At 64.0% G+C, this 23314-nt stretch carries 16 protein-coding genes; 14 read left to right on the forward strand and 2 right to left on the reverse strand.

Going from position 1 to position 23314, the window contains the following annotated elements:
- The first annotated feature begins 6 nt into the window (after window positions 1-6).
- The 11 genes from recO (at window position 7) to IPL79_04080 (ending at window position 17148) form a co-directional block, all read left to right on the forward strand.
- Complete coding sequence (gene recO / locus IPL79_04030; protein MBK9070159.1) at window positions 7-732, forward strand: DNA repair protein RecO; 726 nt, start codon at window positions 7-9, stop codon at window positions 730-732.
- Window positions 733-830: 98 nt separating this feature from the next.
- Window positions 831-1811, forward strand: coding sequence for a glycine--tRNA ligase subunit alpha (locus IPL79_04035; protein ID MBK9070160.1), 981 nt, complete (start codon window positions 831-833; stop codon window positions 1809-1811).
- Window positions 1804-3465 (forward strand): glycine--tRNA ligase subunit beta, encoded by a 1662-nt coding sequence (locus IPL79_04040; GenBank protein MBK9070161.1) that lies wholly within the window; start codon window positions 1804-1806, stop codon window positions 3463-3465. The genes IPL79_04035 and IPL79_04040 overlap by 8 nt, the downstream gene beginning before the upstream one ends.
- A gap of 193 nt (window positions 3466-3658) precedes the next feature.
- Window positions 3659-3919: a hypothetical protein gene (locus IPL79_04045; GenBank protein MBK9070162.1), complete on the forward strand. Its 261-nt coding sequence runs from the start codon at window positions 3659-3661 to the stop codon at window positions 3917-3919.
- 3 nt (window positions 3920-3922) lie between these two features.
- Window positions 3923-6613 (forward strand): pyruvate, phosphate dikinase, encoded by a 2691-nt coding sequence (locus tag IPL79_04050; protein ID MBK9070163.1) that lies wholly within the window; start codon window positions 3923-3925, stop codon window positions 6611-6613.
- Window positions 6610-8013 (forward strand): beta-propeller fold lactonase family protein, encoded by a 1404-nt coding sequence (locus IPL79_04055; protein MBK9070164.1) that lies wholly within the window; start codon window positions 6610-6612, stop codon window positions 8011-8013. Before IPL79_04050 ends, IPL79_04055 begins: the two co-directional genes overlap by 4 nt.
- Entirely contained in the window at window positions 8006-11143 is a 3138-nt protein-coding gene (locus tag IPL79_04060; protein ID MBK9070165.1) for a hypothetical protein, read from the forward strand. The genes IPL79_04055 and IPL79_04060 overlap by 8 nt, the downstream gene beginning before the upstream one ends.
- 87 nt (window positions 11144-11230) lie before the next feature.
- Complete coding sequence (locus tag IPL79_04065; protein MBK9070166.1) at window positions 11231-11977, forward strand: SPOR domain-containing protein; 747 nt, start codon at window positions 11231-11233, stop codon at window positions 11975-11977.
- 72 nt (window positions 11978-12049) lie between these two features.
- The gene (mutS, locus tag IPL79_04070) at window positions 12050-14767 is read left to right on the forward strand and encodes a DNA mismatch repair protein MutS (GenBank protein ID MBK9070167.1); all 2718 of its coding nucleotides are present in this window, start codon (window positions 12050-12052) and stop codon (window positions 14765-14767) included.
- A gap of 66 nt (window positions 14768-14833) precedes the next feature.
- Entirely contained in the window at window positions 14834-15697 is an 864-nt protein-coding gene (locus IPL79_04075; GenBank protein ID MBK9070168.1) for a hypothetical protein, read from the forward strand.
- A 113-nt stretch (window positions 15698-15810) separates the two neighbouring features.
- Window positions 15811-17148, forward strand: a complete 1338-nt coding sequence (locus IPL79_04080; GenBank protein ID MBK9070169.1) for an MBL fold metallo-hydrolase — start codon at window positions 15811-15813, stop codon at window positions 17146-17148.
- Window positions 17149-17198: 50 nt separating this feature from the next.
- Here the strand turns inward: IPL79_04080 and IPL79_04085 are convergent, their stop codons facing one another.
- Complete coding sequence (locus tag IPL79_04085; protein MBK9070170.1) at window positions 17199-18254, reverse strand: hypothetical protein; 1056 nt, start codon at window positions 18252-18254, stop codon at window positions 17199-17201.
- Window positions 18255-18846: 592 nt separating this feature from the next.
- On the opposite strand from IPL79_04085, the gene IPL79_04090 reads away from it, so the two are divergent.
- Both IPL79_04090 and IPL79_04095 read left to right on the forward strand, forming a co-directional pair.
- Window positions 18847-19263 carry a hypothetical protein gene (locus IPL79_04090; protein MBK9070171.1) on the forward strand — a complete coding sequence of 139 codons (417 nt, stop codon included), beginning with the start codon at window positions 18847-18849 and terminating at the stop codon, window positions 19261-19263.
- Window positions 19264-19385: 122 nt separating this feature from the next.
- A complete protein-coding gene (locus IPL79_04095; GenBank protein MBK9070172.1) occupies window positions 19386-20903 on the forward strand; it encodes a hypothetical protein in 1518 nt (505 codons plus the stop codon).
- Here IPL79_04095 and IPL79_04100 read toward each other — a convergent pair.
- On the reverse strand, window positions 20869-22296 hold the full coding sequence (locus IPL79_04100) for a hypothetical protein (GenBank protein ID MBK9070173.1): 1428 nt from the start codon (window positions 22294-22296) through the stop codon (window positions 20869-20871). The genes IPL79_04095 and IPL79_04100 overlap by 35 nt on opposite strands.
- Window positions 22297-22402: 106 nt before the next feature.
- Between IPL79_04100 and xerD the strand changes: the two genes are divergently transcribed.
- Complete coding sequence (gene xerD / locus IPL79_04105; protein ID MBK9070174.1) at window positions 22403-23305, forward strand: site-specific tyrosine recombinase XerD; 903 nt, start codon at window positions 22403-22405, stop codon at window positions 23303-23305.
- Window positions 23306-23314: the final 9 nt, after the last annotated feature.

A 23314-nucleotide genomic window follows, 5' to 3' on the forward strand; every position in this document is an offset into this window, starting at 1 on the left:
GCAGGGATGGCGCAGCCGGTTTTTGCGTCGGGATTTTTGCTGCGCGCGGTACCTCACGGCGACGCCGATCTTGTCACAACCTGGCTAACCCGCGAATTAGGCAAGCTGACGGCCTTTGCGAGGTCAGCGCGTGGCTCCAAAAAACGGTTTGCTGGTGCCTTATCAACCATGACGTTGGCGCGCCTTGAGTTGGCGCCTACCCCAGGCGACATGTGGCGGCTCGCCACGGCGGAGGTCGAGCAATCCTTTGTGCATCTTGGCGGTGATTTGACCGCCGTCGCGCACGCGGCGTACGCATGCGAGCTGGCACAGGAGTTGTCGGTCGCCGGCCATGCCGAGCCGGCCATATTTGAAGACTTGTTAGCCATGCATGAGGCCCTTGCGGCGCATACGCTGACGCCCGTAGGGCTGCGTTGGTTTGAGCTGCGGATGCTTGATGCCAACGGTTCCTTGCCCGATCGCGCCGACCTCATGGCGATGGCCGATGTGACCGTTGCTGCGGCACAGGCAGGTGTTCAAGGCGCGCCGGGCGCCGATTTGGACCACTTGTTGGCGTCCCTGCTCGACGCCACGTCGCTTTCGCAAGCGTCAACGCTAGTAGCAAGCCCGCCAGACGTCACGCGCTTGCGAGAGGTGCTCGGGGCGCTCATTGCAAGGGTGGTAAACAAGCCCCTGCAAAGCGTCATTTTCCTGCAAAAGATGAACGCCGGCTTGCGGCGATCGCGCGCGTAATCTGGGCAAAATCATCCGGCGCAACGTGAATGTTTACGCATGGTTGCGTGCTTGTTTCGCAAGGGCCACTTTGGTAGGGTCCCGCCAGGCCAACACCTATGCACGTTCAAGATCTAATTTTAACGCTCCAGCAATATTGGGCGGCGCAAGGATGCATCATCGAACAGCCGGTTGATGTTGAAGTCGGGGCGGGAACATTTAATCCCGCGACGTTTCTGCGCGTGCTGGGGCCCGAGCCATGGAACGCCGCCTTTGTGCAGTTTTGTCGTCGTCCGACGGACGGACGTTACGGCGACAACCCCAATCGTGCCGGGGCATATTACCAATTTCAGGTTGGCCTCAAGCCGGCGCCGCATAATGTTCAGGAGCTGTACCTGGGCTCGCTACGCGCCATTGGGCTTGACCCCTTGGTGCACGACATTCGCTTTGTCGAGGACGACTGGGAATCGCCGACGCTGGGCGCATGGGGGCTTGGTTGGGAGGTGTGGTGCGATGGCATGGAAGTCACGCAGTTCACCTATTTCCAACAGGCCGGCGGCATCGATCTCTTGCCAGTCACCGCCGAGCTTACCTATGGCGTCGAACGCATCGCCATGTATCTGCAGGGCGTCAAGAGCATGTACGACCTCACCTGGAACGCGCACGTGACCTATGGGCAATTGCGTCATCCGTGGGAGGTCGAGTACTCGAAGTTTCAGTTCGAAGAGCTCGACGCCGATTTCTACTTTATGCTGTTTGATCGTTATGAGGGCGCGTGCAAGCACTTGCTCTCGCGAGGCCTTGTGCTCCCAGCGTACGAGATGTGCATGAAGAGCTCGCATGCGTTTAACTCGCTCGATGCGCGCGGCGCGATCAGCGTGACCGAGCGCCAGCGCTTTATCGGGCGCGTGCGGGCGATGGCGCGAGGCGTCGCCGAGGCATATGTCGCGCGCCGGGCAACGCTTGGCTTTCCGCTGCTAAAGGCGCACGCGGGCGCGGCGGCACAGGGCGCCTTTGACGCCGCCTTGCCTGCAGGTGCCAGCGCTGCCGCGATGGCCGCGGCGCGCAGCGTGCGCGAACTAGGAGGCCAGCATGCCTAACCTACTGCTTGAAGTCGGCTGCGAAGAAATTCCGGCGAGGCAACTCGACTTGGCGCTTGGCTGGCTAGCCGCGCAAGTGCCGGTGCGGCTCGCGGCGGCGCGTATTGACTGCGGCGAGGCGAGGGTGCTCGGCACGCCGCGCCGGCTGGCGGTGCTGGCGCACGACGTGGCACTGATGGCGCGCGATCAAAACGAGACCGTGGTGGGCCCGTCGGTCTCGGCCGCCTTTGCTGCCGATGGCTCGCCTACGAAGGCGGCACAAGCCTTTGCCAGCAAGAACGGGCTCGATCTCGCGGCGTGCACGCGCGCGGCGGTTGAGGGCAAAAAAGGCGAATATCTCATCGGCAGCAAAACCTCGCTCGGCGGTCCAACCATGGAGCTGTTGCCTGGCCTACTCGCTGCCTTGATCTCGGATATCCCGTGGGCAAAATCCATGCGCTGGGGCGATGGCGAGGCGCGCTTTGTGCGCCCGGTTCATTGGTTGTTGACGCGCTTTGGCGCCGAGCTAGTACCAGTGTCGTGGGGCGGCGTGCACGCGGGCGGTACGACACGCGGCCACCGCTTCTTGGCCCCCGAGGCGATCGAAGTTGCGGATGCCGATGCGTACGTCGCGACGCTGCGGCAGGCGTCGGTGTTGGTCGACGTTAGTGAGCGCAAGGCCGCGGTTGAAGCCGAGTTGGCACGCGCCGCGGCCGCACATGGCGTGGCGATCGTGCCGGATGCGGGCCTGCTTGCGGAAGTTTGCAATCTCGTCGAGTACCCACGTGCCGTGGTCGGTACCTTTGCGGCCGACTACCTCGAAGTGCCAGCCGCGGTGATCATTACCGCGATGCGCACGCATCAGCGTTATTTCGCCGTCACTGACGCCGCCGGCGCGCTGGCGCCTGCGTTTGTCACCATTGCGGGTACGCCGACCAATAGTGACGACGTCGTTCGTCGCGGCAACGAGACCGTGCTCGCGTCGCGCCTCAGCGATGCCCAGTATTTCTTCAAGCTCGACAAGCGCACGCCTTTGGCCACCTGGAACCAGAAGCTCGCTGCCGTGGTGTTTCAAGCAAAGCTCGGCGATGCGGCCAAGACCTATGCCCACAAAGTGGCGCGCGTCACGGCGCTCGCCGAGGCCATTGCGCGTAGGGTGGGGGCCGACGTCGACGTCGTGCGCGCCGCCGCAGGCAACTGCAAGGCCGACCTCATGTCCGGCGTGGTTGGGGAATTTCCAGAGCTGCAAGGCGCGATGGGCAACGTGTATGCGACGCCGCATTTGGGCGCGGCGGTTGGCGCCGCTATCGAGCAGCACTATTGGCCAAAGGGCGCCGGCGCCGCGCTGCCGCTAACGCCTGAAGCCGCCGTGGTTAGCGTCGCGGACCGTCTCGATACGCTCGTTGGTTGTTTTGCGTCGGGGCTTGAGCCCACCGGCTCGGCCGACCCATATGGCCTTAGGCGCGCAACGCTGGGTGTGCTCGCCATCGTGCTCGATCGCGCTGCCGCCTCGCCTGCGTGGCGGTTAAAGCTGTCGGAGCTCGTCGATGGGGCCTGCGGGGCCTTCGGCGAATCCCTTGTGATACGGCGGCGCATAGGCAAGCGCTGCTGGCCTTCATCAAAGTCCGGCTGCGCGGCCTCTTGCTCGACGCCGGCGTCTTGCCACAAGACGTAGATGCCACCTTGGGCGTCGCATGGGACGATGTCTACGACGCGTCGTTGCGTGCGCGCAGCATCGCCAGCGTACCGCATGCTGCGCGTGAGCTATTCAAGCGCATAGCCAACATCCTCGCCGATGCCGAAAAGCGCGGCATCGTGCCCGCAGGCAACGTTAGTCCCGAATTGTTCGCCGCGCCCGATAACGCCGAATGGCGGCTGCACCGTGCGCGCCACGAGCTGGCCCGCAGCTGCAACGTGCCGCCGACAGCGGCGACTACGCAGCGCTCTTTGATGCCGTCGCGACGTTGTCGGTGCCGGTTGCGGCCTTCTTTGATAAGGGCGGGGTCATGGTGATGGATGCCGACCCACAGATCGCCAACAATCGGCTACTGCTCATCGCGGGGGTCATCGCGCCCTTGGCGCGCGTATGCGATTTTCGGCTCGCCGCACAAAGCGGAGCAGGGGCGTAGCGCATGAGCCAGACCATCGTGCAATTTGGCGGCCCCGCGGCGCCGCGGCTCATCGCAGATCGCATGCTGCTTGGCGGCAAGGGCGCTGGCCTGGCGGAAATGGCCGGGCTTGGGCTGCCGGTGCCACCCGGCTTTACGCTCACGACGAACGTCTGCAAAGATTTTTGGCAACGTGGCGAACTTGCGTCGGGCGTCGTCGCCGAAATGGAGACCTCGCTTTCGTGGCTGGCGGCGCTGACCGGGCGATCATTTGGCCGCGCTGCGGGCGAATTGCCGCTGCTGCTTTCGGTGCGTTCGGGCGCGCCCGTCTCGATGCCGGGGATGATGGATACCATCTTAAACCTCGGATTAAACGACCAAACCGTGCAGGCCTTGGCCGCGGCGACCAATTCGCCATGTTTCGCCTGGGATTGCTATCGCCGCTTTATCGCCATGTACGCGCGCATCGTGCTCGGGCTCGGTGCGCCCGATGCGAGCGGCGAGGGCTTTTTCGAAAAAGCCTTGCACGACGCTAAGCGGCGCGATGCCGCCACGCGCGACGCAGATCTTTCGCTGCCAGCGTTGCAGGCGCTGGTGGCGGCTTTTTTGGCGCACGTCAAGCAGGCCACCGGTGGCGACTTTCCGCAAGACGTCAACGTCCAGCTCGTCGGCGCTATTGTGGCCGTCATGCGTTCGTGGCGCAACCCCCGTGCCGAGCTCTATCGCAGCATGCATGGCATCGACGCCGGCATGGGCACGGCGGTCACTGTGCAGAGCATGGTGTTTGGCAATCTCGGCGAGGATTGCGCCACGGGCGTGGTGTTCACCCGCAATCCGGCCACGGGCGCACGCGGTCTATATGGCGAGTTTCTGCTTAATGCTCAAGGCGAAGACGTCGTCGCCGGTATCCGTACGCCCGAGCTCATCGCGAACCTCGCGGATACGGTGCCGCAGGCCCACGCGGAGCTAACGCGCGTCGCCGCTCAGCTCGAAACGCACTATCGCGACATGCAGGACCTCGAATTTACCATTGAGCACGGCAAGCTCTATATGTTGCAGACGCGCGCCGGCAAGCGCACGGGTGCCGCGATGGTGCAGGTCGCGGTCGACTTGGTAAGCGAAGGCCTGATAACACCGTCGGAGGCGCTGGCAACCTGCGAGCCCGGCAAAATCGAAGAGGTGCTGCATCCAGCCGTCGACAGATCGCACGCGCCGGCAGCACTGGCCAAGGGACTGCCGGCCTCGCCGGGTGCGGCGGTTGGCGCGGTGGTATTTTCGGCAAAGGCGGCGCAGGAAGCGGCCAAACGCGGCGACGCGGTGATCTTGGTGCGGACCGAAACGTCGCCTGAGGACCTTCACGGCATGCAGGCGGCGCAGGGCATTATCACCGCCCGCGGTGGCATGACGTCGCATGCGGCCGTCGTGGCGCGCGGCATGGGCAAGTGCTGCGTCACAGGGTGCTCGGCGCTGCGCGTCGACGCGGCGCGCCTCCAGGCAAGCGTGGGCGACACCATCATCAAACAAGGCGATGTCGTCACCGTCGACGGCGGGACCGGCGAACTATTTTTGGGGGCGCTGCCGCTCATGCCGGCCAAGCGTACGCCCGCCTTTGAACAATTCTTGGCGTGGGCGGATGAGTTTCGCCAACTCAAGGTGCGCACCAACGCTGATACGCCCACGGATGCCAAGACGGCGCGCGCGTATGGCGCGGAGGGCATCGGCCTGTGCCGCACCGAGCACATGTTCTTCGCGCCCGAACGCATCTTGGCGATGCGGCAGATGATTCTGGCAACCTCGGAGCAGGCGCGCCGCGAGGCGCTCGCAACCATCCTGCCGATGCAACGCGCCGATTTTGTCGGGCTATTGCGCGAAATGGACGGACTGCCGGTGACCGTGCGGCTGCTCGATCCGCCGCTGCACGAATTCTTGCCGCATGCCGCGGCCGACGTTCAGGCCGTGGCGGCAGCGCTCGGCGTTTCCGTGGCGGCAATTGCCGAACGGCTGGATCAATTACAAGAGTCCAATCCGATGTTAGGTCATCGAGGATGCCGGCTTGGCCTGAGCTTTCCGGAAATCTACGAAACCCAGGTCATCGCGTTTGCGCACGCCATGGCAGATGCGCAGGCGCAAGGCGTTACCGTACACGCCGAGATCATGATTCCGTTGGTCATGGAGGCCAATGAACTCGCCCTGCTGCGAGACCGCCTGACCAAGGTGATTGACGGTGTCTTGCATGCGCGCGGCGCGACGCTTGCCTATTTGCTAGGCACGATGATCGAGCTGCCCCGAGCATGTCTTGTTGCCGGCGAGATCGCGGCGCACGCCGACTTCTTCTCATTTGGCACTAACGATCTGACGCAGACCACGTTTGGCATCTCGCGCGATGACGTCGCCAGCTTTTTGCCCGACTACATTGAGCGCGGCATTCTCGAGGCGAGCCCCTTTGTCACCCTAGATCGCCGCGGCGTCGGTGAGCTGGTAAGGCTAGCCGTCACGCGTGGTCGCCAAGCGCGCCCTGGGCTCAAGCTGGGTCTTTGCGGCGAGCACGGCGGCGAACCGGCTTCAGTGGCCTTTTGTCACGAGATCGGCCTTGATTATGTGTCTTGCTCGCCGTTTCGCGTCCCCGTCGCCCGGGTCGCCGCCGCGCGAGCAGCTATCTTGCATCCTCGCGTGCCGTCTGCGGGCGCGCCATCGGGCCTCGGAGAACGATCATGAATTATCGGCAATGTTTGGTGGGCAACGCGATCGCGCGCGCCCGAGTCGTAGTCGTCGTGGCAAGCGCGTTTATGCCAGGTGTCCTGCTCGCGACCGCGTTTACCGCGCTAGGTGCGTGCACCGCGGACGGCGATCAAGTTGCGCCCCCCGACGATGCGTTTACCTATCCCTCGGCGCTCGCCTTTAGCCGCGACGGGTCGGCTGTCTTTGTGGTCAGCGCCAACGCAAATTTGCAATACGATTCCGGCACGGCCTTGGTGGTCGATGTCGCCGCAACGGAGGCCGCGATCACGCCCTGGCTTGCCACGCGCGACACCGCGGCCTCGTGCTATGTGGACTCTGAGTTTGCCGAAACGATGGTGTGCGACGAAGCCGATTTTGTTCGCGCCGGCGACGGCGTGCGCCTCGGCAATTTCGCCTCCGCGGTGACCTCCTTGCTCAACGAAGCGGGCGACGAACGCGTGCTATTCACGGTCCGCGGCGACCCGTCGATTACGTGGGCCGACTTTGACGGCGAGCGCTTGGCGTGTCGCGAGGCCCCGAGCTTCTCGTTGTGTGACCTGGACCGGCGCCTCACCAAGCTCGGCGAAGGGGTCGCGGATGTCCATCAAACCATCTTCTCCGAGCCGTATCAGATTGCCTCTGATCCCAACGGATTTTACGCCATCGCAACTCATTTTGGTCGCGGCGCCGTGACCGTGGTCGACGCCCGCGGTGCGGCCCCGGTGCTGTCGGATGCGGTCGATGGCCTGTTTCAGCGCAATCTCAATACGGGCGTCCTGAGCACCAGCGCGGTGGCGATTCGCCCTAACTATGCGCAGCCGGAGGCGCCTGGCATTGCCTATATCGGCAGCTCCGGCGAAGACCGCATCCAGACCGCGGTCGTCTTGGCGGACTATTACGACCAGGCCAAGCTCCTCGCCGCCGACTACTTTTTTGTCCACGGCGTTGGCAGCAACTCGGGCGGCGGCGCCGACACGCGAGGCATCGCGTTTGACGCTCACCAACGCATGTATTTCGTCGGCCGCGCGCCGGCGAGCGTGCTGCAATATGACGTCAGCGTAGACGAGGTGGGCCAGGTGAGGCGCGCCTTGCTCAGCGGCGTTGATACGTGCCGCCAGGCGACGGCGATCGTCGTCGCGGCTGCCGGCGAGGAGACGTATGTCGTCGTGTCGTGTTTTAACGAGGGCACCATCCAAGTCTATCGCGCCGACCCGTCGCTTTCGCTAGTGGCCACCGTGTCCGTGGGCCGTGGGCCCGCAGCCATGGCCATCTCGCCAGATGGAGGCCGCATCTATGTCGCCAATTATCTCGACGACACCTTGGCCATTGTCGACACCGTGCCAGGGTCACCGACACAGTTTCGCGTTGTGATGCGCATGGGGGTGCCTCGTGAATAAATTCTGGTCGGTCCTTGCCCTCGCGATGGTCCTCGCCGCAGCCTGCAGCGACGACGACAACTCTGCGGCAACGATCTACAACTTAGATCGCCCAACGGATATCGCGTTCGCCTGCCACGGTGGCCTCCGCCTCGTGGGCGACGATGGCGCGCAGGCTGACGATCCGATCACGACCTCCGCAATGCCGAACGAGGCCTGCGCGATTTATGCGCGCAAGGTGCCGGCCCTCGAGACCGATCCGCCCAACGTGCCCGACGGTCAAGAGCCGATCGACGGCGGCACCGCGCTGGGCACGGTCTCGTATCTCGCGCTTATTTTGCAATCCGGGCCTGGCACGGTCGCCTTAGCCAAGTTCCCAGCGCGACCCGCGACGGCTTTCATTCCTGGCGAGGCGACGGTTGTCGATACCGATGCCGCCGCGCCCGGCAAGAACTCGGCGACCGTCGGCAGCAACCCAGTTGCGGTTGCGACCGACGCGAGCGGTTGCTATGCGCTGACCGCCAATGCGGGCAGCTGTGACCTCTCGGAGCTCGAGATTAATACCTTGCTCGACGGCACGCCAGGTGCGCGCGTGATTCGCACGACCGTGCAAAATAGCAACGGCGATCCGATCATGGCGCGGCCCGCGGCAATGGCCGCCTTGACCCCTTCATCAGAAATTGGGGTCTCATGCCCGGACGCGCCGCGTGGCATGTTTTATGTCGCGTATCCAAGCTGTCACGCGGTTGCCGTGTACGACGCCCAAACTCGGCAGGCCGTCGCCAGCATCCAATTTGCCCCCGACGGCACCGCCACGCTTGGCGACGGGGCGCTGATCTGTCCCTCGGACTGCGACGAGGCGCCCGTGCTTACGCCAGGTGCCGAGCCGTCGTCGCTGGCGTTACAAGTCGACGCCCGCGTTGGCACCACGCGCCTCGCGATAGGTCTTGGCAATCGCGCGCAACTTACGATCGTCGACCTCGACGTCGCGGGCTTACCGTCCGCGGTGGGCCAGATCGCCTTGGAGGGTGACATCGGCGTGCGCGATGTCGCGCTCACGCGCCAAATTGGCATGGGCGGTTCCTCCGGCTTTCTCAACGACGCCACTGCCGCAGGTGGCCAATTTCAATTCATCTACGCCATCGCGACAGATGCCTCCATTCGCGTCGCCAGCGTGCTTGGCACGCCGCGCGAATGCGATACTCAGGTCGACCCGCGCGCCCTCACCGACACCCCCTCAATGGCGACGCTGGCATGCCTTTCGATTGGCAGCTATCCGCGGCGCCCTGGCGCGACGGGCCCCGGTCTGCGCAGCCCAGATGGTGGCGTCCCCGTCGGCGTTGATACCGTTGCCGTGGAGCAAGACGACAGCGACACGCGGTCCGATGGGCCGGATCGGCTGATTGGGCATTTCGCCTTCATCTCGTCGAGCACCGGCCTTTCCTATCTCATCAACATCGACGATGACAACTACGCCGATGCCGTTGGCAAAAGCGAGCCTTTGGCCGCGACGTGGGCGCTGGCCTTGCCGCACCAATTTCGCGACCAAGTTAAATCGCGCGATCTGCGCGCCGTCGGCGAAGACGACAACGGCGACCTGCTGCCCATTTGTGAAACCTCTGGCCCTAATGCGGGCCTCATCCCGGCTGAATCGGCGGGTGGCGCGCGCTTGGCCGCTGAGCCGTCGCAGGTGCTCAACGGCACCGTTGACGCCAACAAGGCCTTTGCGCTGCCGCGGCTGCGCAATGTGCTTTGCGAGGGTCTCGACACGACGCGCCCGGTTTCCGAACTCTCATATGCTGCGCCCCTGGACGTGCGGCTTGCGGCCTATCCAGATCTCGCGGCGATTCCGTATGAGGAATCGTGGGACATCACCTTCGAGGGCGCCTTGTCGCAAGACTCGCCAAACGCGGTCGTCGACGGTCCGGCGATCCGCAATGGCCAAGTTTTCATCGACGGCACCGGCATACAATTGATCGAGCCCATGGCGCCTTACTGCGGGATTGGCGTCGAGCAGTTTGATGATGTCGTGTTGCGCGGCTGCGACCTCAGCCTCGGCGATTTGCAGTGCGGCGTCGACGAAGTTTGTTACGTTCACCCCGATGCCGTGGTGTCGACCGGCGTGTGCGTGCGCGAGGAAGACATCGGAATCCTCGCGGGACCCTGCCGCGATTTTTTCATTTCGAAGCGGCACTACGCGGTGCAGACCGTCGCGCCCGATCGCTTGCGCCTGGTGCCTCGCCGTCACGTCTTGCGGACGACCCCGCTGGATGGCTGCGTTAGCGACGCGCAATGTGAGGATTTGGCGAGCTACGAACAAGGGCTGCGGCAGAGCGAACACCCCTCCGAGTTGGCAGACGACGCCGATGCCCGCACGTGGGCGTGTGAGCCCGATCCGACGCGCGCTGGCAGCGACCTCATCGATCGCTGCGTCATGACGTGTGAGACCACGGATGATTGCGATGCGGGGACGACCTGCGTCGCGGGGCGATGCGATGAAGGTGTCATTCCGCCCTTGCAGTGCGCGATTACCCTGCAGCGCTATCAAGTTCTCGCCAGCGATGCGTTCACCATTATGGGCGAGCGCACCGGGTATCTCCATCCATGGCGCTACGACGAGGGCTCTAACAGTTTCGTCCTGGACCCTGCCAAAGCCAACCTGGTAGGGCGCATTCCGCTCGTGGCACCGGCTTGCGGCGACGATCTGGCGCTGGCGCCAAATCCATGCCTAACCACGGTTTCGCACACGCAATATGTGCCGACGTATGTCGGCGAGACCTGCGTGCTCGACACCCAGGACCTTGTCACGGCCGACGTGCCCGCGATCTGGGTGCGCACGCCGTTGTTTCAATTTCATCTGGTGGCGCCATTTTACGAGGGCGATGCCCAGTGCCGCGCCGATGGCGCCCTGGCACTAGGGCAGGTGCCCGCGGCGTATCAAGGGTATCGACTCGAGTTTCGTCAGATTGGCGGCTTTGCCCCCTATCAACTGCCAATCGACCCGGTCGTGCCAGCCGCCGTCAAAACCGGGCCCGAGCAAAGCATGTGGGTGCTCGACTTTGGCGACCTGGTCACCGCCCAGGCCAGCCTGCGAGGGCGCGTATTTCGCGTCGAATCGAGCAATCCGCAGCAGGCGCTCTCACTTCAATAACTTGTCTGCGCGCAGCTGGCGCGCCGCGGTGAATTACTTGCCGCAAGCTGCTTCCTATGGCACCACAGTAGGAGGGTGCCATAACTCGTGAGCACAGACCTATACAAAGAGCGCATCGAGGTCAGCCTCGACGGACGGCAGATTTTCTATATGTTTGTGGGCGGCGCGGTGCTGTCCTGTTTGGTGTTCGTGCTCGGCGTCATGGTTGGCAAGCGCGTCGAGTCGCGTTCACATCTGGTGGCGCAGCAAGCCGACGCTCGCCGTGACCCCTTGGCGGCGCTTGATCGCGTGAGCGAGGCGAGTGAGTCACTTTCGTTTCGTCAGGCCCTGCGCGATCAGCAGCGCGTCGCGCCCGCGGTCGACGCCGAGGTGGCGCGCGCGGCGTCTGCGGCAACAACGGCTGCGACGACCGCCGCCAAGCCCGTTTCCACAACCGCCCTTCCAGCCGCGACGCTGCCGCCGGTCGCTCAGGCGCCCACGGCTGTCGCCGCCGCGGCGATCGCAGCCTCCCCAGCGCAAACCGCTCCGGCAAAACCGACTATCGCCGCTGCCAAGCCGCAGACCACGGCGGCAACCCCGGAGGCGTCGACGGGCAAACGCTTCCACACCCTGCGCGTCTCGTCATTTAAAGACGCCGCCGAGGCGGATGCGCTGATCAAGCAGCTAAAAGGCCGAGGCTATCAGCCGTTTTCGATGCCGGCCACGGTCGATGGCGAGGCGTGGATCAGGGTCTGCATCGGCCGCCACCCTACCTACGAGGCGGCGGTGGCCGCCAAGCTGAAGTACGAGGCCAATATGCGCAAGATTGCCTACGTGCTTACGGTTGAGCCGTAGCGTCCAAATTGGCCCCGAGACACGCGGAGGCCCCGGCCGCCCTTGTCAGAGCTGGGGGGTAACCTCCTAGGCGTGGGCCGCCGAGATCCTTCTCAAACCCCGCTGATGCAGCAGTTTCGCGAGATCAAATCGCGGTACCCGCAGGCCATCGTATTTTTTCGGCTCGGCGATTTTTACGAAATGTTTTACGACGATGCCGTCGAGGCGTCGCGCCTGCTCGACCTAACGCTCACCACACGCGACAAGGGCCGCGACGACGCCGTGCCGATGTGCGGTGTGCCGCATCACGCGGCCAGCGGCTACATTGCCAAACTTACCGCCCAGGGTCGAAGCGTTGTGGTCTGCGAGCAAGTCGAAGACCCGGCGCAGGCCAAGGGACTAGTGCGCCGCGATGCCGTGCGGATCGTAACCCCCGGCATCACGACCGACGACGCGGTGCTGGATCCCGCCGTGGCTTGTTACGTTGCGGCGGTGGCGCCGGTCGGGGACGGCTTTGGCTTTGCTTATCTAGACGTTAGCACGGGCGCATTTTTTGCGACGCAGGTCAGCTCAGAGGCCGAGCTGATAAGCGAATTGGTCCGCATCGCCCCGCGCGAGGTGGTTGGGCCCCTTGAAAGCAAGGCGCACGGGCGCGCCGCGCTCTGGCAACGCCTGCGGACGCGGTGGTCGGTGGCGTGGACGTCCGTGCCGACGCATCAGAGCCCGGACCAGGAGCTGGGCGCGTTGGCGACGCTCACGTCGCCGCTTTCGCCGGGTATCGCGCAAGCCGCGGCCATGGTGCTGGCGTATGCGCGCTCGACCCAACTTTGCGGCGACTTGCCGGTGACGCAATTGCAACTGGTCGATCGCAAGACTGATGTGGGGCTCGATGAAACCGCGGTGCGCACGCTCGAGCTGTTTGAAACCATGCTCGCCAGGCGCAAAGAAGGGTCGCTGCTCGCGGTTATTGATCGTACCGTCACCGCGGGCGGTGGCCGCGTGTTGCGGCATTGGCTGGCACGACCAACCGCCGACCTCGGCGAACTCGCGCAGCGCCATGACGCCGTCGCCTGGCTCGTCACGCATCAGGCGACGACGGCGTCGGCCCGTGAGGCGCTCGCGGAGGTTTATGACATCGAGCGCATCGTCACGAGGGTCTGCCTGCAGCAAGGTTCGGCGCCCGAACTCGTGCGCCTGCGGCGGACCTTGCATGCGGCCGCGGCGTTGACCGATTTGTTGACCGCGCACGCGGAGTCGCCACCGGCGTTGCTGTCGCCCGGCGGCGCTGCCGCGTCCGCGCTGATGCCGCCAGCCCTTGCGGCACTAGGCGACACGCTGGCGCGCGCGCTGCAGGAGCAGGCGCCGCGGCAGCTCCGCGACGGCGGCACGATCGCCGCGGGCTACGACGCCGAAGTCGACGAATTGCGCGCGCTTTGCACCGGCGGGTCGACGCGCCTAGACGCGCTAGAAGCCAGCGAGCGCGCGCGGACGGGCATTGGCAATTTAAAAATTGGCCGCAGTCGCGTGTTTGGATTTTTTATAGAGGTCAGCAAGAGCCAGTTAGGCAAAGTGCCCAGCGACTTTGTTCGTCGCCAAACCGTGGCCGGCGGCGAGCGCTACGTTACGCCGGCGCTGGCCGAGCTTGAAGACAAGCTGCAGCGCGCTGAGGGCAAATTGCTGGCGCGTGAACAGGCGCTCTTCGCAGAGCTCACCACGGCCGTCGTCGCGGTCCAGCAGCCGCTCATGATGCTGGCGCGCTGGCTGGCCTCCGTCGACGTGCTTGCCGGCTTTGCGGAATTGGCGCGGCGAGGGCGCTACGTTCGGCCTCAGCTCGCCGACGACGCCAGGCTCGAGATTCGCGATGGCCGACATCCGGTGGTCGAGGTTAGCCCTGCTGCGACCGCAGGCCAGTTCGTCGCCAATGACTGCGTGCTCGGCTTGGCCTCATCGAGCGATGACGAGGCAGCGAGGTTTCTGCTCATCACCGGCCCCAACATGGCAGGCAAATCGACCTACATGCGGCAGGTCGCGTTGATCGTGCTGCTCGCGCAGATCGGCTCGTTTGTGCCAGCGTCGTCGGCTCACATCGGCGTGGTCGATCGCATCTTTACGCGCATTGGCGCCGCCGACGATTTATCCCGCGGCGAGTCGACGTTTATGGTCGAGATGCGCGAGACCGCGGCGATCTTGCATGGCGTCACGGAACGCTCGTTGGTGCTCTTAGACGAAATTGGGCGCGGCACGAGCACCTATGATGGGCTGGCGATCGCCTGGGCCGTCGCCGAGCGCTTGGCGCATCGCGCGCGGGCGCGGACGTTATTTGCCACCCACTACCACGAACTCGGTCAGCTCGCCGCGCAAGGCGCGGGCGTGCGCAACGTGTCGATGGCGGTGGGCGAGCAGCGAGGTGAGTTGGTGTTCTTGCGCAAGGTGGTGTCAGGCGAGGCTGCCCGCAGCTATGGCATCGACGTCGCGGGGCGTGCCGGGGTGCCGGCCGACGTCTTGAAGCGAGCCAAGGCCGTGCTCGCCAGACTCGAAGCGACCGTGGCAGGGTCGGCAGGGCGCGGGTCACACGCGCAACTCGGCCTGGAGCTCGGGCCAGCCACCGCGTCGTCGCCAGCCGACCGCCGCGACGTTGACCATGGCGCGCCGACGACGTCGGCCGTCCTGGTCGAATTAGCTGGCATTCTTACCGACGAGATGACCCCGGTGCAGTCGATAGCCAAATTGCACGAGCTCGCCGGACGTTCCAGGGCCGAAGTCGCCCCCCGTAACGAACGGCGAGGCTCGTCGATTCTCCCTTTTAGTTGAATAAAGCCTGGGCCAAGACGTCCCACTTGGCACCGGCTATCAAGCTCCGGTACAGTGTGGGTAATTATGCGCCAGTCTCGACCAAACCGTTTTAACCCTGTTTTTGCGCGCTTAGCAGCTGCGGGCACCATGGCCTTGGCAGTGCTGGTCGCAGGTGGCGTGCCCATGGCCGTCGCTAAGCCAAAGCCCAAAGCCGCGGTCAAGCTAGGTCCTTCGGCCGAGGCGCAAGAAAAAGCCCTGAGCGACTTTTTGGGCCCCTACAAGTTTGGCATGACCAAGGACGAAGTCCTCGCCGTGTTGCGTGCCCAGCTCGATGCGCGCTACAAGGCCGAGTCTGAGGCGACGCAAGACGTCTATCGGCAAGACCAGATCCAGGCGCGCAAGAAGCTCGAGCTCGACCGCCTGGGCAAAAGCTATACCGAGTTTACCGGGACGAAGACCGGGTGGGACGTCTCGCTGATTGACGAGGAGTTTGTCCACAACAATAACGAGGCGCTGCTGGAGAATTGGGAAAATGCCGGCGGCAAAAACCAACGTCGGTTTTTCTTCTTCCATAACGGCAAGCTCTACAAGATGGTGTTGCAGATCGACGCGCGGCAGTTAGAAGAGGCGCAGCGGTCGTTCGAGTTTTTCGTGGGCCTCATCGAGGCGCGACTCGGCGCTGCAACCAAAAGCAGCGGCGCCGCCGCGTGGAAGCTGCGCGCCGCCACCGTCGCGGCCGCCGATGAGCTCGAATTTTACAACGCCTTTCGCCTCGCGTTTGCCGATGCGGCGCGGCAAGCCGACGTCGTCGCGGCGCGGGTTGCCATGGGCGTGAAACCCAAAGAAGAGAACCGCCTCATCAAGTCGATCACGGCCGCCGACGATGACGACGGCCCAAGCCTCGACGCCGGCAAGGACGCCGTCGACAAATTACTCAAAGGCAATTAGTCGGCAATTGGTCGACTCGCCAAGGGCCTCAGCACGCGTCGCCGGCTCGCGGAAGCCAATTAAATGAGTCCCTGCTAGATTTCGGGGGTATTGAATCCGTGTAAAATAACTGCATGGCGTTTTCCGGGTTCGCAAATCTCGAGCGCGTCAAGACCTCGCGGGGGTTGGGGGCGCTGAGCCAAGCAATCATAGGCCAGGATTTCGATCGTGCCGCCACAGATGCATTGCTGCGACGTTTTATTGAGCAATACCCGGAGGCTCGAGATTGGTTTAATCTGAGCGCGATCACGCAGGGCGGACCGCTCGCAACTGAATCGCTAGTTTTTCTCGAGGGACGAGGGGAGGTCGGTTTTCGCTTGGTAATTACAAGCCCTGGAGGGCGGAAGGCGGTTTTTGAATCCACCGACCTGCGCGCTCAGGCCGATCTTTTGCGCGCGGTGTTTTCGAGCGAGAGCTGTGGCGAGCTGATGGAGTTGATCGATGACGCGCCCGAATCGATGAAGTATTTCTTTGACGTCTTGAAAGACTGCTATGGCGAATCCGATGGCGGGGGGCAGTGGCCCGCGATGCCAGAATTTTCCATTCAACGTCGAGAGCATGCGAGCATCGTGATTAATCACGGCCCGACGCGGATTGTCACGGATCCGGTTCAGCTCGAAGATGGATGGATGTCTGACGTTGGTGCGGCGCCACGGTCGTGCAGCGAGCTCGCTTCTACAATCTTGTTGTCGCATACGCACGATGACCACTACTCGTTGAGTTCCATGATCGGCTGGGAAACCGACGCGTCCGTCGTGGTCGCGCCACGCGTGCCTCGCTCCAGCCTTTTGGCGAGCGATGTTGCGGCCGAAATTTCTGCGGCGGGGCTAACCTGCAAGAACCCCGCTTGGGGCGGCCAAATCGTAGATAACGACGTAACGATTGACGTGCTGCCTTTCTACGGCGAGCAGCCCACGCGAAACGTGGTGCGGCCATTTCCTGAGGCTCGAAACTGGGGGAACTGCTATCGCATTAACACGCCAACCTATTCACTGTTGCTGCTGTTTGATAGCGGCGTTGACCCGGAAGGTAACATGGTCGATGTCGTGGCAAAATCGGTCGCCGCTAAGGGCCCCATCGATATTGTCATGAGCTGCTGTCTGAGGTTCCGCGAGGCCGCCAACCCCGGCTTGCCCGACTACTTGTTCATGGTGCCATTTGAGCAATTGCCGACGCTGGCGCGCGAAAAAAAAAGCATGACGCTCGGCCCGGAAGGGATCGCGGAGGTATGCCTCGCCGCTAAGGCGCGATACTTCATGCCGTATGCCCAAGGCTATGTCCGGCCGGGGCAGGTTCACCACGCGGAGATCAAACACTGTGCGGAGATCGCCGAGCTGCTGCAGGCTGCGGGCGCCGCAACCAAGGTCAAGCTTTGGAATTTCGGCGACAACCTTACCGTCGCAGACTTGTAACGCTTAGCTGGGGCCAGAACGAGTCGCCGCCGCGCACATTAAACGGTGCGTTACATAAAGAACGTAAAGCGCGAGCGGGTATTAGACACTTGCTTGAGCTTTTGCTCAAGCGCACTGCCGGCTTGGAGGAGTTCCTTTAGCTTGTCCGCGATCAACGCCACGCGTCGGCGATAGTGAAATTCCGCGGCCGAGGCCTCTGAGCCTTGCACCAGCCCGTTCATAGCATTCGTCGCGAGCAGAGGAATGACCTGGTTCGGCTCGATGGCGCCGGGCGACGCGAGCGAGCCTTTAATTCTAGTGCCACCGGAAGTTAAGAAGTATTCAAATCCAGTGACCTGATTGCAATCGGCATCAGTGCAGGTTGGCGCACCTAGCTCAACGAGCTGCGCGCCGAATTTTCCTTGCTGACCATCGGGCGGCGCCGTGACCACGACTGCATATCGGTAGGGCATCTCGCCATAGCGTGCGGCCGCGGCTTTTCGGGCGGCCTCGGTCAGCTTGGCGTCGTCTTGGGTGGCGAGCACCACGTGCGATTTGATGAGGGCGCGCAGTTCAGTGACGCCGGCATAGAAAGTATTTACCTGCGCCGATGTGTTGGCGCCCATAGCGATGGGCTGCGCTTGAAACACGACTTCGGGCTGAAACTTCGTTTCGAGAAACTTGTTCATCTGTTCGGTTAGCTTCTTATCCATCGCCCCCTTGGCGTCGACCATCGCGCTTTCAATGGCGACGAGGTCTCGCCGAATGGCGCTGACATCAGTAAGCACGACGGCCGCATCGGAGACGCCTCGATTATGGATCGCGTTTTGTTTGCCGGCCCCGCCCACCAACACGCCAACCACGAGCGGCGCCACCACCATCGCGGCAATTTTGCCGATGCGCGCGGCCTTGCCGGATTGCGCAACTTGCTCAACGGGTCGACCATCGTTGACGACAACAAATTCTTGCGCGCGCGGCGCGGCATACGCCTGAGCCTGCGCCTGTTGCGCCATCGCTCCCATTGCGCCAAATGGATCTTCCGACGCGCGCGGTACCTGAATGGTCGACGTAGCCGTCGGGCCTTCCATGCCAGGTGGTGGCGCGACGCTAGGCCGCGCGGCCGTCATCGAGCCCGTTTTTAAGCCCAAGTCGTGCCTTAAGCTCGGTTATGTCGCGGCTTGGAGTGGTGCGCTTATTGGACTCGGTCACGGTGGGCGGAGTGTATGTGTGATGCCGCGCTACTGTCAAGATGCGCAGGATTGCGTTGTCGTGTTGCGTTGCTGCCTCGTACAACTGTGAATCTGAGGATACGGCGTGCCGGGTGCCCGCCTGAATCGGCGGGCCGCGGGTTGTGCTTGGGGCTGGCACGAAAGCTGCTATCGTGGACTGGGTATGTCGCCATCCCGCACAACCTCACGCGTCCTAGTCGCCTTTGCGCTCGCCGCCTGCGCGCTCCTATTGGTTCCCGCGCCGGCAGCGGCCGATTTTCGCTTCCGCTTTCGCGGCGGAGTACGCGTCCACGCGCCGCGCGTGCGTTTCTATCCGCGCCCGATACTGCCGTGGTGGCCCACCTACGTCGTCGTGCCCCCAGCGTACGAGTCGAGCCCAAGTGCTGCCACGCCCGTTTATGCGCCGGGTGGCCCTAGCACCGTCGCAGTAGCCGCGCCGCGCCGGCCCTTAAACCGATACGCACTAGGCGGCTTCGTTGGTGTTGCTGCGGTGGCAAATGCGGATGGCGCGCCCGCGTCGGAACACGCGGAAACCGCGCTCGCGCTGCGGGCACGATTTGCCGAACACTGGCTCATCGAGGGATCGCTGCGCCAAACCCGGTCCATCGAAGCCGACGAGCGCCAGCAGTACGTCGGCGCGAGCCTGCTCGCGGAGCTCGCACCGTATGCCTCGCTGTCGCCCTACGTGCTGGGAGGGCTAGGCGCCGAGCTGGGCACCGATGCGTCCTACGTCGAGGTTGGCGCAGGGCTGCGCCTTCATGTCGGGCCCAGCCTGGAGCTAAGCGCCGAGTTGCGAGGGGGCTTGCTAACCGATGACTCAAGCCCAACAACGATCTCGGTAAACGGCGAATCCTCGGAGTCGCAGCGACTCTCGAGGGCGCTCCTAGGGGCGATGATTCGCTTCTAGTTGAGATCCGCCGCCAACTATGGGGCCGTAGGGCCCACCTCCATGCCTGTTCGTGTAGTATGCAGGCGCGCGGGATGACTCTGGTTTAGGGAGCCGTCGCCGCGAAGTCGAGGAACCCACTTATGTCTCGCCGTGCTTTGGCTGCTCTCGTTGCCACCTTCGTTGTCCTGCTGACGGCCGCTTGTTATTGGGCCACGACTCGGCAGATCAGCGCGCTGCTGACCAAGGACAGCAAAGAACGCGTCATCCGCGCGGCTCGCCTGGTCGACCAGGGCGCCAAGCTCGAACTGTTGCAGCTGCTCCGCGATGCGGAAGTGCTAGCCGCGGCACCTGACGTCTTAAAAATCGCCCGCGAACAGACCACGCGCGGGCGCGCCGCCGCCAAACAGCTCGCCTTTGACACATTTTTAAAGACGTACAAAGGCAACCGTCCTGACATTGTAGCGATGGTAGATGCCACTGGTGAGATCATCGCGCTCGATGGCGTGTCGCTGCCAGTTGCCTCCGACTGGAAGGTTGACGGCAAAAAAGATGGCGAGGTCATCTTCCCCGCGGTCGCCTGGGCCTTGGCCAAGCGCGTGTCGGTATCGGAGGTTTGGAATTATCCTGGCAAAGGCCTCATGCGCGTCGGCGTGGCCTCGGTCGTCGACTACGAGTATGCCGTGACGTCCAATCCCAATAGCGCGCCGGTGATTGGGGCGATCGTTATCGCACATGCGCTGACGTCGCAAGATGCACGCACACGCGCCGCTGGCATTGGCGCCAACGTGGCCTACGCCGATAACACCAGCGTCTTCGTCTCGAGCTTTGTGCGTGGCAACGGCGAAGACGTCGAGCGCCAACGTGAACTCTCGGCCGTGGTAGCAGCCACGCCCTCCATGCAGGCGGCAGGCGTGGTGACACGCGCGTTTGTGCTTGGCGGTGAGGCCTATGAGGGAGTGAGCGTACCGTTTCCGCGTTTTGCGTCTGAGTCTTTTCCCCAGGCATATCCAGCGCCAACGCCCCGGCTAATCGCCTTGACGTCGCCGATGGAGCGAGGCGACGTGCTCTCGACCGCGCAACGCCTGGTCATTTTGCTCGGCGGCGCCGCACTCATCATTTCGCTGGTCGGGATGTACCTCACCGGCAAGCGCGTGCTGGCGCAAATTGACCAAGTCGAACTCGGCATCAGCGATATTATCAACGGCAATATTGATCGCACGTTTGCGCCGGTTGGCGAGGAGCTCGACGGCCTATCAAATGGCCTCAACGTTATGCTGGCGCGGCTGCTTGGCCGCCCCGAGCCAGGCGAGGAAACCCAAGATGACTTGGGCCACCAAATGCCGGCGTCGCGCATGGATTTTGAGGCGCACGTGCCAGATAGCCCGACGATGGCGCCGGATTTGGCGGCGTTGGCGCAAGAGCCCGAGCCCGACTACTACAAGCGGATTTTCGAAGAATACACGTCGGCGCGCGCCGCGATGGGGCAGCCCGACAAGGTCGCCTTCGAAAATTTCATCGCTAAGCTGCGGGTTAACGAGGCCAAGCTCAAGGTGCAGTTTCAATGCAAGGCCGTACGCTTTCGCGTGGTTGTCGGCGAGGGCAAGGTCACGCTCAAGCCGGTGCCTATTGTAGACCAAGCGCCGGGCTCGCGGACATAAGCTCGCGCAGGCGCTGCTCGACAAGTTCATCGAGGAGCATCGTGAGCGAAAACAGGCGAAGCGCGGCGACGCGGTGGAGTTCGTCGGCATTGACGCCAGCAAGCCCATCGCCCGTTGCTTCGACGCTCAGATAGCGCATGGCAAGCTGATGCCATCGGATCATCGCGGGAGAGGCGGGCTGGCCGAGGTGATGTAGCCTCGCCAGCTGCGCCGCCAGGCCGCGGTGAGGCGCCGAGCCGTCGATCAACGGATATCCCGCTGGGGCGGCTGCCCAGCGCAAGCGCGCAATGTTCTCGGCCAGGCTCGCATCTTCGGCGCGCTCTGCCGGGGGGACGTCTTCCATGGCCGTGGTGAGCCGATACTCGTCGATGACATCGCGCGGTGCCGCGGCCTGCGGGGAGCCAGCGCGTTCCGCCAGCGCCCCGGCCGCGCGAGCCAGCGTCAATGCCTCGCCGGCCCAGATGCTCGCCAGATCGAGGGCACCGACTTGGTTTGCGACTTCGCTCGAACGAGCCGCGGCCTGGCTCCGCGCCGCTATGTCCCGCACCACAGGCGAGGGGTAATCGTGCGCGATGGTCAGCACGCGAGGCCACAGTGGCGCGAGTCGCGCCAGCCGCTCGGCACGGCGGTCGGACTCGGTGGTGGCCTCGCTTGACCACGACGCCCGTGGCAGTTGCTTGCCGGTGATAAACTCGTAGACGTCGTAAATGTCGCTTGCCTCCACGACCGCGACGTGGCGACCCGTTACCTGCCAGCGGGTGCCGGGCGCGACGGCGATGGCGGTGATGGCGGCGGGCAACTTCGAGACATCTAAGACGCCTGCCACGGCCGCAAGCATGCCGTCGCGATGTAGCGTCGCAACGACCATCTTTGCCGGATCGGTCGAGTGACCAAGCAGCGACGCGACAATCCCGAGAGTCTCGGCGGCGCTGTTAGCATCGGCCAGACGCGCCAAATCGACCAGCACCACCGCGTCATCGACCGCGCCAGCGCTCGCCGAGATTGCCGCCGGCACCTTGCCTAGCACTCGCGCCGCGACCTGCGCCGATTGCGTGGTGAGGTTCACAAGCGGGACGGGCCCCACTAGGTGTGGCTGTGCGGCGTCAATGGCGGCAACGACCTCTACGCGTGCCGCGGGCTCGCTGAACCACACCGTCACGGGGCGCGGTGACAGCGGCAAGATGGCGAGATCAAGGCCCGCTGGACCCGATGGCAAGGCGGCGCGCGTCGTCGAGGCGATGGCCGCGAACACCTCATCGGGCGAGGCGTCCTGCAAGACATGTATGGGCGCTTGCGCTGGCGGGGGCCTGGGCCCTCGATGGGCGCAACTTGCCACCAAGGCGGCGCCGGTCCACAGCGCCACCCCATGGGCGAGCCAGCGATCCGCGCGCATGCCTCAGCATAGGTGAATTCGCAGGGGTCCTGGGCGCCTGGCGACAAATTATTGCCTCGTGGTCGCGCGGTAGCCGATACTTGCAAACGTGGCACCTAGCGCCCTTCTGGCAGACGCGATCGAGGCCTTCCTCGATTATGTGCGCGTCGAGCGCGGCATGTCAAAGAACACGCTCGACGGCTATAGCCGCGATCTGTTGCGGTTTCTCGCGTTTTGCGAGGTGCGAGGCCTTGCGCGGGCGGCGCTCGTTGCAGAGGTCGACATCGCCGACTTCCTCGGCGCGATGGCTTCGCAAGGCCTCGCGGCGCGAAGTCGCGCGCGCGCCCTAGTGGCGGTCCGCGGCCTCTTTCGCTATTTGCTCGCCGAGCGGCTCGTTGAACGCAACCCCGCGCAATTGGTCGATGCCCCCAAGGAGCGGCGTGGCTTGCCGGGCGTGCTTGGCATTGGCGCCGTCGAGGCGCTGTTGGCGGCGCCCAATCGCGCAACGCCGCGAGGGCTGCGCGATGCCGCCATGCTCGAAGTGCTCTACGCTACCGGGGTGCGAGTTTCAGAGTTGGTGACCCTGCCGCGCGCCGACGTCAACACGAACGGCGGCTTCGTGCGCGTCACCGGCAAGGGCAAGAAGACGCGGGTGATTCCGATGGGGGAATCGGCACGCGACGCGGTCGTGGCGTATGTGGCGAGCGCGCGTCCCGCGTGGGAGCGCGATCCACGGCAGCGGGCCTTGTTTCTCACGCAGCGTGGGCGCCCCATGTCGCGTCAAGCATTTTGGAAATTGGTCGCCCGTTACGCCGCCATGGCGGGAATTTCGCTTCCCGGTGGCGCCATCTCGCCGCACAAGCTCCGCCACTCCTTTGCAACGCATCTCCTAGAGGGCGGTGCCGACCTGCGCGCCGTGCAGCACATGCTGGGCCACGCCGACATCTCGACGACCCAAGTTTACACGCATGTGTCCCAGGCCCACCTCGTTGAACAATATCGCAAGGCGCATCCGCGTTCCCGATCATAAGGCGTCGCG

Source organism: Myxococcales bacterium, assembly GCA_016716835.1.
Classification (GTDB): domain Bacteria; phylum Myxococcota_A; class Polyangia; order Haliangiales; family Haliangiaceae; genus JADJUW01.